8 protein-coding genes are annotated in these 12597 nt (G+C 71.0%); 3 read left to right on the plus strand and 5 right to left on the minus strand.

Translation table 11 applies throughout. The features are described from left to right. Position 1: 1 nt before the first annotated feature. Positions 2–1393 (minus strand): FAD-dependent monooxygenase, encoded by a 1392-nt coding sequence (locus EV371_RS23155; RefSeq protein WP_130463912.1) that lies wholly within the window; start codon positions 1391–1393, stop codon positions 2–4. Between the two features lie 475 nt (positions 1394–1868). Here EV371_RS23155 and EV371_RS23160 point away from each other — a divergent pair, with 475 nt between their 5' ends. Further along, positions 1869–3206 carry a cytochrome P450 gene (locus EV371_RS23160; protein ID WP_130463913.1) on the plus strand — a complete coding sequence of 446 codons (1338 nt, stop codon included), beginning with the start codon at positions 1869–1871 and terminating at the stop codon, positions 3204–3206. A 180-nt stretch (positions 3207–3386) separates the two neighbouring features. On the opposite strand, the gene EV371_RS23170 is transcribed toward EV371_RS23160, so the two are convergent. Continuing rightward, the gene (locus tag EV371_RS23170; RefSeq protein WP_486484761.1) at positions 3387–4916 is read right to left on the minus strand and encodes a family 43 glycosylhydrolase; all 1530 of its coding nucleotides are present in this window, start codon (positions 4914–4916) and stop codon (positions 3387–3389) included. A gap of 442 nt (positions 4917–5358) precedes the next feature. On the opposite strand from EV371_RS23170, the gene EV371_RS23175 reads away from it, so the two are divergent. Further along, positions 5359–6861: a family 43 glycosylhydrolase gene (locus EV371_RS23175; RefSeq protein WP_130463914.1), complete on the plus strand. Its 1503-nt coding sequence runs from the start codon at positions 5359–5361 to the stop codon at positions 6859–6861. A gap of 55 nt (positions 6862–6916) precedes the next feature. After that, the gene (locus tag EV371_RS23180; protein ID WP_165436814.1) at positions 6917–8434 is read left to right on the plus strand and encodes a family 43 glycosylhydrolase; all 1518 of its coding nucleotides are present in this window, start codon (positions 6917–6919) and stop codon (positions 8432–8434) included. 84 nt (positions 8435–8518) lie between these two features. Here EV371_RS23180 and EV371_RS23185 read toward each other — a convergent pair whose 3' ends face one another. The 3 genes from EV371_RS23185 to EV371_RS23195 form a co-directional block, all read right to left on the minus strand. Continuing rightward, entirely contained in the window at positions 8519–9805 is a 1287-nt protein-coding gene (locus EV371_RS23185; RefSeq protein ID WP_130463915.1) for an endo-1,4-beta-xylanase, read from the minus strand. Positions 9806–9875: 70 nt separating this feature from the next. Further along, the gene (locus EV371_RS23190; RefSeq protein ID WP_130463916.1) at positions 9876–11552 is read right to left on the minus strand and encodes an SAV_2336 N-terminal domain-related protein; all 1677 of its coding nucleotides are present in this window, start codon (positions 11550–11552) and stop codon (positions 9876–9878) included. Then, entirely contained in the window at positions 11549–12568 is a 1020-nt protein-coding gene (locus EV371_RS23195) for an AAA family ATPase (RefSeq protein WP_130463917.1), read from the minus strand. Before EV371_RS23195 ends, EV371_RS23190 begins: the two co-directional genes overlap by 4 nt. Positions 12569–12597: the final 29 nt, after the last annotated feature.

Below are 12597 nucleotides of genomic sequence, written 5' to 3' on the forward strand. Positions count from 1 at the left end.
CTCACCCTCCGGATGCCGGCCGATCCGGCACCGTGACGGGCGGGGCCGACAGTGGCGGGCGGGTCGGGCCGCGCAGCACCCGCAGCGCCACCCTCGGATGCGCCAGCGCGGCCGGTGGCCGGACCAGGTGCTGCACGTCGGTCAACACCCGCAGCACGTACGGGTCACGGTCGGCCACGTCGGAGGCCCGGTCCAGATACCAGTGGGAGAGCCGGCCACGCCGCCCCGGCCGGACGGCGTCGGCCGAGAATCGCAGGTCGCTACCGGTGGCGATGGTCCAGGCGGTGGCGCTGCACCCGGCCACGGCGGCCTGGGCGGCCCGGCCGAACCGCCCCCGGTGGGCCCGCAGGTGCTCGCCGAGCACCACCGCGGTCTGCGCGGCGACGCTCATCCCTTGGCCGTAGACCGGGTTGAAGGCGCAGGCGGCGTCCCCGACCACCAGGAATCCCTCCGGCCAGCGCGGCATCGTCTCGTAGTGCCGGCGGTGGTTGCCGGTCCGCCGGAACCCGTGAATCGGCCCGTCCGGCTCGGCGTCCCGGATCGCCTCGTAGATCAACGGGCTGCGCAGGCTGCGGGTGAACTCCAGGAAGCCCGCCTCGTCGGTGGGCGGGGTCTCGTCGCCGAACCCGCCGAGGGTGACCATCCAGCGGCCGTTCTCGATCGGATAGAGCACCCCGGCCCGGGAGACCTGCGGCGGCTTCGGCATCACCATGATGTTCTTCCAGCCGTCGGCGACGCCCGGCGCCAGCCGGTACCGCCGGCTCGCATAGCCCAGCCCGGCATCGATCCTGGTCTCCTCCGGCCGGCCGTAGCCGAGCGCGGCCAGCCACTCCGGGGTACGCGAGCCGCGCCCGCTCGCGTCGACGACCAGGTCGGCCGCACACCGGTGGATCTCGCTCCCGCCGTTGCGGACCCGCAGTTGCACCCCGGCGACCGAGGCGCCGTCCGCACCGGAGCAGAGTCCGACCACCTCCCGGGCGGTCTCGAACCGGATCCGCCCGTCGGCGGCGAGCCGCTGCCGGATCGTCCAGTCCAACAGCTCCCGGCTGGCCCCGACCAGGGTGTGGGTGGCCGGGAAACGCTCCCGCCAGCCGTTCGGACTCAGCGACAGCAGGTCGGTCGGGGCGGCGACCGGGACGGCGCCGCGGTCGTACAGCTCGGCCATCAGGCCGGGAAAGAGCCGGTCGAGGGCCCGCTGTCCCGAGGTGACCAGGACGTGCAGGTGGCGTGCCTGTGGAATGCCCGTACGCAGCACCGGCCCGTCCGGAAAACGGTCCCGGTCGAGGACGGTCACCCGCTCGACGAAACCGGCAAGGGTACGCGCGATACAGAGGCCGGCGAAGCTCCCTCCGATGACCACGGCATGACGGGGCTTGGACAGTGGCGAAGGCATGCCTCCATCCTTACCGACACCGGCGCTCACCAGGCGAAACTCGTTCGGCAAGCTGCCGGTTAGTCAGGATCACGACTTTGCCGCGCGTCGGCGTACGCCACGCCCGGCCCACCGGTGTCGCTGAGTCACGCCACGCCCCCTGTTCCGAACGAATCCGCACAGATCCGAACGGTAAATCGATCACTCGGACCTGATCCGGATGGCAACGTGAATGTCACTCGCGACGTGACTACGACCGGGGGAGGTGAAGTGCGATGGCGAAGCTCGCTCTGATGAGTCTTGCCCGCCTGGTGCGGCTCGACCGCGGCCGGATGGGCGGACGCTACCCGTGGGAGCCCTGATCCAAGGAGGACGGTGGCCGGCCAGCCAGGCGGCCACCGTCGCGGGCGCGCCGTGTGGCGCGGGCCAGCACCGCGGCGGCCGGTCCGCCGCCGCCCAGACAGTCCGGGTTGTCCAGGCGCGAGGGATCACGAACATGTCCACAGGCGGGTATCCGGCCGGCCCGCGCGGGCGGCGCCTGGTCGGCAACCGGTACGACTACGAGCAGGACCGGATCGGGTTTCTCCGACGGTGCCAGCACGACTACGGTGACGTGTTCGCGTTCAGCCCTCGGGCGAGCGTGGTGGCCGACCCCGTCCTCGTGCACGAGATCCTGGTACGCACGAACACCGACTTCGGTATCGAGGTCGCCCTCTTCGACGACGCCCCGCCGGAGGAGATCGCGCGGCAGACCCCGACGGCGATGGCCGGGCGGAAGAAGAGCCGACCAGGGGTGAGCCGGGCGGCGGTCGACGCGCACAGCCAGCGCCTGGTGGACATTTTCCATGCCCAGCTGGGCCGGATACTCGACCATGAGGTCGACGTCGCGGCGGTGATGAGGTCCTTCATCATCCACGCGACCACGGACTACTGCCTCGGCGGCGAGGTCAGAAAGGTCAGCGCCGAGGAGAGCGCCGACGTCGACGCGGTAGCCGCCGCCGAGGAGGTTGCCGCTGCGGTCGCGGCGGCAGCGGAGCGCTCGACCGCCCTGATGTCGAGTTCGCTGTCCCTGCCGAGTTGGCTGCCGGTCCGCGCGGTCCGCTCGGCGAAGGCGGCCAATCGGCGGCTCGCCGAACTGCTCCATCACCTCATCCGGCAGCGGCGCGCCCAACGCCGGGACACGGTCGACGATCTGCTCGACACCATGCTCGACGGCGACGTCGAACCGCTTGACGACGAGGCCGTCTACCGGACCCTCTCGGTGATGCTGCGGACCTCGCACGGCGTACCAGGCACGGCCCTCGCCTGGGCGGTACTGGTGCTCGCGCGGGAACCGGGAATCGCCGCCCGGATCCGCGTCGAGGCGGAGGTGCTGGCGGAGCGGGCGCACCGCGCGATCACCGTCGACGACCTGCCCTACACCGAAGCGGTGGTGAAGGAACTGCTGCGCGCGTACATCCCGACCTGGCTCCTGGGCCGAGAGGTGCGTACCCACGCGACGCTCGGCCGGTGGACCTTCCAGCCCGGCCAACAGATCATGATGCCCGTCTATCTGATGCACCGGGACCCGAGGTGGTGGGAGAGTCCGGAGGAGTTCCTGCCCGACCGATGGCTCGGAACGCAGCAGCCGCACGCCCGGTTCGCGTACCTGCCGTTCGGGGCCGGACCTCGGATCTGCCTGGGCAACCAGCTCGGTCTGCTCCAACTGGTGCTCGCCGTCGCCGCGCTGGCACGCGACTACGACGTCTCGGTGGTCGATCGGGAGACGGTGGTCATGCGGCCGGAGGCGCTGTTGGTACCGGCCGGGCTGCGTGCCCGGTTCGTCCGCAGATAACACCGCCCTCCGCTCCAACCGACATCCGTGGGCCGAGGTGGAAGGTCCAGTTGGTCCAGCCACCGTTGGCTACGGGCTGGACCGAGAGGCCAGCCCACTGCGGGAACCGGTCGGCAACAAGCCGACGCACCTGATCGACGTCGACGGCAATGCGTTGGGGCCAGGGACCGAGGTGGTGTCTCATTCGAGGTGGAGGGTGGCGGACGCCTGCTCGGCGGTGGAGGTCACCGGCTCGATGTAGAGCAGACCGGAGCGGTGCCGCAGGTACCGGCCGGGAAAGTTCTGCGCCTCCAGCGAGATGCCGGCGCTGGCGGCCAGGCCGGTACGCCGCAGGAAGCTGGCGTCGGCCCGGAACTGCGCCGAGCCGTCGCTGCGCTCGACGTAGACCTCGTAGTTGCGGTGCCGGAGGTAGTAGCCGGGGAAGTTGGTCGACTCCAGCGACACCGTGCCGGAGCCGGCCAGGCCGGTCACGATCCGGAACTGCGAGTCGGCCAGCGGTGCCACGTCGGCGTCGACCCGGACCCGGTAGTCGTAGTGCCGCAGGTAGGAGGCGGTCAGGTCGTGCGGGCGGAGCCGGACCGGGGTCGCGCCGTCCGGCACCGGGATGCCGAGGTTCGGGGTGCCGTCGGAGTTCCAGTACAGCTTCTGGATCCGGGTACGCCGGTTGGGGTCGTTCAGCGGATCGCCGTTGATGTCCCGGTAGTTGCGGTCGTGGTAGACGAGGATGTCGCTCTGGCCGTCCTCGGAGACGGTGAAGGAGTTGTGCCCGGGGCCGTACTGGCCGGTCGCGGCGTTGCTGGTGAAGATCGGGGTCGGGCTCTTGGTCCAGGCGGAGGCGGAGAGCAGATTCGCGGTCGCCGAGGCGGTCAGCATGCCGAGGCAGTAGTTGGCGTCGGTGGCGCTGGCCGAGTAGGTCAGAAAGATCCGGCCGTTGCGCTGGATCACCGCGGGTCCCTCGGCCACCCGGTAACCCCGGGTCTCCCAGTCGTACGTCGGCACGGTCAGCCGGGTCACCGTGCCGGTGATCTGCCACGGGTTGGCACCCATCCGGGCCAGGTAGAGGTTGGAGTTCGTCGAGATTCCCGGTTCGGACTGGGCCCAGACGAGATAGCGGACGCCGTTGGCGACGAAGGTGGAGGCGTCCAGCGCGAAGGTGTCCCACGGGGTGCTGATCCGGCCGCGTTCGGTCCACGATCCGGTCAGCGGGTTGGCGCTGGCGTTCTCCAGTACGTACATCCGGATCCGCCAGATGTCGTCGGTGCGGCCGGCGGCGAAGTAGACGTACCAGCGGTTGTTTATGAAGTGGATCTCGGGTGCCCAGATGTGCGCGCCCATCTCGCCGCTGGTGTGCCGGCGCCAGATCGTCGTCTCGGCGGCGCTGGCCAGCCCGGCCAGCGTGGTCGCCCGGCGCAGCACGATCCGGTCGTACTGCGGCACGGTGGCGGTGAAGTAGTAGTAGCCGTCGGTGTGTTTGAAGATGTGCGGGTCGGCGCGCTGGTTCGCCAGCGGGTTGCTGTAGTTGACCGCTGGCGAGGCGGCAACGGCCGGCACCGCCGGCAGCAGGCCGGCCAGCAGCGCGAAGACCGTGGCCAGCGCGGCGAAGGCCGGCGCGGCCAGCCCTCGATCGGGGCGGCGGGCGGTCGACCCGGCGCCCTCGGCCGGGCCGATGCCGGGCATCCGGAGCGACTGGCGGAACATCCTGCGCGGCATCGGCTTCATTACCTGCGACCCTTCGTCGATCCCAACGGGCGTCAGCGGTTACGGCGGTCGACAGCGGCCGGTCCGTGTCGGTCACGAACAGGTGCTAGAAGCACAGTGTGATCGTTAACATAGATGCTCGTCAAGACTTGTCCGGTGGATGAGGAAAGCGTATTCCACCTTGACATCGACCGATGTTAGCGTAAACATCATCGATACGTCCGGGCCGAGCCACCCGCACAACGCCGGCCGCGCGTACCGGGCATCCGGGCCCTGCGGCAGACGCCCGCCGGCACGCTGTTCCGAGCCGGCGGCCAGCGCTACCCCACCGAACGCAGGCCGATCCAGCACCACGACCGCACTGTCAACCCGCGGGACCGTCGTCCCACCGCACCGTGGGCTCTCGGCACCATCCACCTGACGGATCCCGGACCGGACCGACGGAAGGAAGACGATGGGAACACCTGCTTCCCCCCGAACCGCAACGCCGGGTCGTACCCGGCTCGTCCGTACCGCCCTCGTGACCGCGGTCGCCGCCACCCTCGTCGGCGCCGCCATCGCCCTACCGGTCCGGTCCGCCTCGGCCGCGACCGTCGACCCGAACGCCTGGTACGTCCTGGTCTCCCGGCACAGCGGCAAGGCCCTCGACGTCTACGACCGGTCCACCGCCGACGGTGGCCGGATCGTGCAGTGGGCCCGCAACGACGGTGCCTGGCAGCAGTGGCAGTTCGTCGACTCCGGCGCCGGCTACCACCGGCTCCGGTCCCGGCACAGCGGCAAGGTCCTCGACATCCGGGACTCCTCCACCGCCGACGGCGCCGAGGTGATCCAGTGGACCGACCAGGGCAGCACCGACCAGCAGTTCCGGCTCGCCGACTCGGACGGCGGGTACGTCCGGTTGATCAACCGGAACAGCAACAAGGCCCTCGACGTGTGGGAGTGGTCCACCGCCGACGGCGGCCGGATCAGCCAGTACACCGACTCCGGCGGCGCCAACCAGCAGTGGCAGTTGGTCCGGGTCGGCTCGGACGGCGGGCCCGGGACCCCGACCCCCACCCCCGGCACGCCGCCGGCCGGGTACCCGGCACCGATGCGGGTGACCGGGGACGTCGGGGTGCACGACCCGACCATCGTCCGCCGCCCCGGCGGCGACTACCTGGTGGCGCACACCGGAAACAACATCTCGCTGAAGACCTCGACCGACCGGGTCGCGTACCGCAACGCCGGATCGGTCTTCCCGAACGGCGCGCCGTGGACCACCGCCTACACCGGAGGCAGCCGCAACCTCTGGGCGCCGGACATCTCGTACCGGAACAACCAGTACTACCTGTACTACTCGGCCTCCACCTTCGGCTCCAACCGGTCTGCGATCTTCCTGGCCACCAGCCCCACCGGCAACTCCGGCAGTTGGACCGACCGGGGGCTGGTGATCGAGTCACAGAGCTCCGACAACTTCAACGCGATCGACCCGAACCTGATCGTGGACGACCAGGGCCGCTGGTGGCTGGCCTTCGGCTCGTTCTGGTCCGGGCTCAAGTTGGTCGCCCTGGACCCGGCCACCGGCAAGCGCTCGGACAGCACCATCCGGGCCATCGCCGGCCGGGGCGGCGGCGCGATCGAGGCGCCGACCCTGGTCAGGCGGGGTGGCTACTACTACCTGTACGTCTCCTTCGACCGCTGCTGTCAGGGCGCGTCCAGCACCTACCGGGTGATGGTGGGGCGCTCCACCAGCGTGACCGGACCCTTCGTCGACCGGAACGGCACCGCGCTCACCTCGGGCGGCGGCACCCAGGTGCTCGCCTCGCACGGCGACATCCACGGGCCGGGTCACCAGACGGTGCTCTCCGACACCGACGGCGACCTCCTCGTCTACCACTACTACGCGAACAACGGTGCCTCGCTGCTCGGCATCAACCGGATCGGCTACGACGCCGCCGGCTGGCCGTACGTCTACTGAGCCGGCTGGCCGTACGTCTACTGACCGCATCCCCATCCACCGTAGGGAGCATCCCGTGACACCCTCGCATCCGCGTCGGGTCCGCTGGCGGGCCGCGCTCGCCGTCGGCGTCACCGCCCTGGTCGCCGGCACCGGAGTCCTCGTCGCCGCCGGACCGGCCTCGGCGGCCACCGCCGACCCGAACATCTACTACGTGTTGGTCAACCGACACAGCGGCAAGGCCCTCGACGTCTACAACCTGGCCACCAACGACGGCGCCCCGATCAACCAGTACGCCCGCAACGACGGCAACTGGCAGCAGTGGCGGTTCCTGGACGCCGGCGGCGGCTACTACCGGGTGCAGTCCCGGCACAGCGGCAAGGTGCTGGAACTGCCGAACTCGAACGACGGCGTGCAGTTGGTGCAGAACACCGACAGCGGCAGCAGCCGGCAGCACTTCCGGCTCGCCGACTCGGCCGGTGGCTACGTACGCCTGATCAACCGGGCCAGCGGCAAGGCGCTGGACGTCTGGGAGTGGTCCACCGCGGACGGCGCGATGGTCTCGCAGTACCAGGACCTGGACGGCGCCAACCAGCAGTGGCAGATGGTCAACGTCGGCTCGGTCGGCGGCGGCAACCCAACTCCCGGCACCTTCACCAACCCGATCAAGCGGAACGGGCCGGACCCCTGGCTCCAGCACCACAACGGCTACTACTACCTCGCCACCACCACCTGGAACTCGACGATCACCATGCGCCGGTCGGCCACCCTCGCCGGCCTGGCCAGCGCCCCCGACCAGGTGGTCTTCAACCTCGCCAACCGGCCGAACGGCTGCTGCAACATGTGGGCGCCGGAGTTCCACCTGATCAACGGACCGAACGGCAACCGGTGGTACCTGTACTACGTGGCCGGGCAGAACGTCAGCGACTTCAACCCGACGCAGCGGCTGCACGTACTGGAGAGCGCCGGCACCGACCCGATGGGCCCGTACACCTTCAAGGCCGACCTGGGCGGCGACTGGCAGCTCGACGCCAGCGTGCTGCGGGTGAACAACAGCCTCTACCTGCTCGGCACCTACAACGCCGGCGGCAGCTACGGGCAGAGTCTGTTCATCACCCCGCTGAGCAACCCGTGGACGATCAGCGGGTCGCGGGTCCGGCTCACCTCGCCGACGCTGAGCTGGGAGCGGCAGACCCACCCGGTGACGGAAGGTCCCGAGCCGCTCTACCGCAACGGCCGGACGATGGTCGTCTACTCCGCCAGCGCCTGCTGGGGACCGGACTACAAGCTCGGCCTGCTCACCCTGACCGGCAGCAACCCGCTGAACGCGTCGTCCTGGACCAAGAGCCCGAACCCGGTCTTCCAGCGCAGCGACGCCAACAGCGTCTTCGCGCCCGGCCACAACGGCTTCTTCAAGTCACCGGACGGCACCGAGGACTGGATCGTCTACCACGCCAACGACTCGGCGGGCGGCGGCTGCGACATGAACCGCTCGACCCGGGCCCAGAAGTTCACCTGGAACAGCGACGGCACCCCGAACTTCGGCACCCCGGTCCGGCTCGGCGTGCAGCTCACCGCACCGTCCGGCGAGTAGTCGGGCGACCCGCCCGGGGAACCGACGCCGTCCGTCGGTTCCCCGGGCACCGGCACCGGTCCGGGCGGATTCGCGGCCGGACGGTCAGAGCGCCACCTCCAGTGCTGTCGCCCCCGGCTCGTCGAGCCGGAACGTCGCGGTACGGCCGCCGGCCGTCACCTCGTACTCGCCGAGGAAGCCGGTGAACCCGACCCGCCCCTGCGGGTCGGTGCCCAGCCGCGTCGGCGGGAGCCACCACTCCCCCCTGACCAGCGCGCGCAGCGCCTCGTAGGAGGGCTTCGGCGTACCGTCGGCCCGGACGAAGCCGCCCGGCGCGCCGAGCCAGCCGCCGTCCACCATTCCCCAGTAGGTGCTGGCCCGCACCGCCGGGTGTGCGAGCAGGGTCTTGTAGTGCCGGACGATCTCGTCGGCCTGCCGCTGCTCCCCCTCCGGGGTACTGGGCCACTCCGGGACCTGGTAGTCGTTCAGGTCGACGATCTCGGCCGGCATGAGCTGCCCGGAGAGCAGGGTCGTCTCGGTGAAGTGGATCGGCAGGCCGTACCGGGCGAACCGGTCGATGATGCCGAGCGTCTTCTCCTCGCCCCAGTAGCCCTGGTGCATGTGGCTCTGCAGGCCGAGCGCGTCGATCCGGATCCCCGCCTCCAGCACCCCCTCGATCAGGCACTCGTACGCGGCCGACATGTCGAAGTCGTTGAGCAGCAGGGTGGCGCCGGGATTCGCCTCGCGGGCCGCGTCGAAGACCATCCGGACCAGGGGGATCCGCCCCAGCTCCCGGCAGATCCGGGTGAGCCCGTTGTCGTACTTGTCGAAGATCGGCATGATCACGACCTCGTTGATCACGTCCCAGGTGTCGATCACCCCGGCGAAGTCGGACACCTCCCGGCGGATCCGGTCCAGTTGCACCCGGGCGATCTCCGGGTTGGTCAGCTCGGTCAGCCACTCCGCGCTGACCGTGTGCCAGGCCAGCGGGTGCCCCTTGACCTGGCAGCCCCGGTCGGCGAACCAGCGTGCCGTCGCCTGGAGGCGCCGGGTGTCCGGCCGGCCGCGCTCGGGCTCGAACCGTCCCCAGTAGAACGGCAGGGTGGCGAAGTTGAACAGGTCGAGCCAGAGCTCCGCCAGCCGTTCGACCCGGGTGATGTCGGCCTCGCCCAGCGAGCCCGGCTCGCCGCCCGGGCCGCCCGCCGAAGCCGCCGTCAGCTCGCCGTTGGCCAGCGGGATGAACTCGAATCCGGTGCAGCCGAACAGGAACGCGTGGTCGCGCTGGGCGATCGTCACCTCGCGGTCGGCGAGCGGCGCGCCGTCCTCGGTCACGGTCAGCGTGACCTGCGCGGTCCGGTGCTGCCTGATTGCCGGGTCGGGGTCGGATGGCATCGAACATCCTCCAGCGGTCTGGGGTGGGCGGCGTGGAAGATGCCACCGTACGCGGGACGCCCCGGTGCGGTCAGTCGCCCCGCTGGTCGGTCGCCCCGCTGGTCAGTCCCCTCGCTGGCGGACCGCCCGGGTCCCGGTCGCCGGTGGCGGTCGGGAGGTTCCGATCCCCTGTGCCGGACCCGCGCGTCCGCAGCGCTCCGGCGACGTCGCGGTAGAACCCGTCCGACTGTTCCAGCACGCCGCGCGCGAACCAGGCGTACTCCGGGTCGAGTTCCATCAGCAGATCGGCGGCGGCGCCCGCCTTGTCGCCCCGGTCGGCCGGGTCGGCCCGCTCGGCTGCCCAGTCGACGACCAGGCACACCACCTCGGTCAGCCGGTCGGTCGGCAACGACGCCACCAACCGCTCCCGCAGGCCGGCTCCGAATCTGTATCCGGGATGGCGGGCCGGGGTACCGCCGTCCGCTCCGGTGGAGCGCTGGACCAGGCCGCCGAGCAGGACCTCGCCCAGTTCGGCCGGACCGGTCTCGGGAAGCATCCACAGCTGGACCCGGCGGATGACCGGCACCTCGAGCGGCGCCGCCGCGAGGTGGGTGGCGAGCCGGTAGGCCCAGGGCGAGGCGGTGCACCGGAAGCGTGCCAACCGTCCGGCCAGGCCGCCCGGCTCCGGATCGGGCCGGCCGGGACCGGACTCCACCGCCCCGGTGAAGAGTGCGACACCGTCGGCCGCGGTCCGGGCCCCGGCGATCAGCTCGGCCCAGGGCCGCAACCACCTGGGTCGCAGCTCCAGGATCGGTACGGGCAGCCCGGGCAGTCGCTCGGCCGGCTGGTCGGCGTACGGCCGGGCGGAGAGTCGATGGTCGACGCCGCCCGGTACCCGGGTCTGCCAGCGCACCTCGACGATCCCGGGCAGCAGGCTCGCCCACATCCGGTACGGCAACGGCTGTGCGACCATCACCGGCCCGGCCCTGCCCCACAGTTCGAGCAGGCGCTGCATCCCGCCGGTCCGCCAGGTCGCTCCGGTACAGTCGCTGAGCACGCAGACCACCCGGCGCCCGACCGGGTCGATCAGGCCCCGGGGATCCTGCCACGTCCCCGCCGGGTCGACCGAGCCACGCAACCGCGGAGTCCGGTCCGGGAGGTCGCTCTCCAGCCACCAGACGCGGACGTCACCGAACACACCGGCCGAGGTGATCTCCCGCAGCAGCGAGGAGACCTCGCGCTCCCAGGCGATCGTGGTCAGGCTCTGGTCGACGAGCAACGCAAGGTTGAACCGGTGCTCCCGGACGGGCCGCATCACCGGCACCCAGAGATCCTGCGCGGCGATCTGGTTCGCGGTCTCGACCTCGTCCACCAGCTCCGTCCGGCCGGGCCTGGAGGTCCGGCGCAGCGGCCGGAGCGCCCTGGCCAGCTCGGCCGGGTGCCCGCCGAACGGCGTCCGGGCCGACCGGCGCGGCCCGCCCGGCCGGATGGTCGTGACCGGCTCCGGCACGCCGTCCGGTCCGATCTCCGGCGGCCCGAGCGCGGCCGGCTCCGGTTGCTCGTCGACGGTCGGCAGCGAGCGCGGCTCCGTCGGTTCCGCCGCCGCGGCGCTCCTTGCCCGCTCCCCGGTCGGTGGCCGGCCAACCGGCGGCCGGGACGGCTTCTCTTCCGGCAGGAGCCTGGCCAACCAGATCGCCTCGGCCAGTTCCTCCGCGTCCAGCTCGGGGAGCCCGGCCCGCAGCGCCTCGACCAGCCGTTCGATGTTCACCACTGGTCTCCGAGATGACGCAGGACCCGGTCCAGCTCCCTGCGGTCCGGATCGGACCAGCGCCGGAAGCTCGCCAGGTAGACGGCGTTCAGCAACTGGTCAGTGGCCAGCTCGCCTCGATTCCTGAGATCGAGGAACTGCTCCAGGACCGGAGCGGCCTCACGCAGCACGTCCGGACCGAGCTGTGCCGCGACTATCTGGGCCAGCAGCTCCCCATCCGGAGGTGCGATCTCCAACCGGATGCACCGCCGCAGGAACGGCGCCGGAAACTCCCGGTCACCGTTGCTGGTGATCACCACGAACGGGAAGGCGTGACAGCGCACCAAACCGTGCTCGACCTCTGCTGTACCGTCGGCCGTCCGGACCCGGACGACCGGTTCCCCGCCGTGTCGGGCCAGTTCGGGGATCTCGAACTGCCCCTCCTCGAAGATGTTCAGAAGATCGTTGGGCAGGTCCACGTCGCTCTTGTCCAGCTCGTCGATGAGCAGGACCCGGGGCAGGTGACGGGGCAGTATGGCCGTGCCGAGCGGCCCCAACTGGATGTAGTCGCCGATGCTCGGCGGCTGCCCGCCGTTCCGGCCGGACGACAGCCCGCGCAGGTTGACGTCGTGCAGCCGGCCGATCGCGTCGTAGCGGTAGAGGGCGTCGCCCAGGGTCGAACGGGTGGTGATCGGCCAGTACAGCACCGGGCCGAGCCCGAGTTCGTACGCCACCGCGTAGGCCAGCGTCGACTTGCCGGTACCCGGCCGGCCGGTCACCAGCAGCGGGCGCCGCAGCAGCAGCGCCGTATTCACCGCCCCGATCACGTCCTCGGTCGGCATGTAGTTGCGGGCCCGGTCCTGGCGGCCACGCCCGAACCCGGCCCGCTCGGTGGTGGTGATCGGCGCCTCCGGGTAGGGCACGCCGTCGAAGCTGCGCCACGGCGGCGGCGCCGGCAGTCGGGAGATCCCGTCGTGCGGATTGCCGGTGCCGCGGTAGATCCACCAGTTCTGGTCTGGGTCGCTGGCCTGTGCCATGCCGGATGCCGTTCTGCGAGATGGGAGGA

This window comes from Plantactinospora sp. CNZ321, assembly GCF_004217235.1.

What these genes read in the sequence shown, in the direction of transcription:
- EV371_RS23155 (WP_130463912.1), bottom strand. Translation starts at nt 1,393, where the DNA reads ATGCCTTCGCCACTGTCCAAGCCCCGTCATGCCGTGGTCATCGGAGGG.
- EV371_RS23160 (WP_130463913.1), top strand. Translation starts at nt 1,869, where the DNA reads ATGTCCACAGGCGGGTATCCGGCCGGCCCGCGCGGGCGGCGCCTGGTC.
- EV371_RS23170 (WP_486484761.1), bottom strand. Translation starts at nt 4,916, where the DNA reads ATGCCGCGCAGGATGTTCCGCCAGTCGCTCCGGATGCCCGGCATCGGC.
- EV371_RS23175 (WP_130463914.1), top strand. Translation starts at nt 5,359, where the DNA reads ATGGGAACACCTGCTTCCCCCCGAACCGCAACGCCGGGTCGTACCCGG.
- EV371_RS23185 (WP_130463915.1), bottom strand. Translation starts at nt 9,805, where the DNA reads ATGCCATCCGACCCCGACCCGGCAATCAGGCAGCACCGGACCGCGCAG.
- EV371_RS23195 (WP_130463917.1), bottom strand. Translation starts at nt 12,568, where the DNA reads ATGGCACAGGCCAGCGACCCAGACCAGAACTGGTGGATCTACCGCGGC.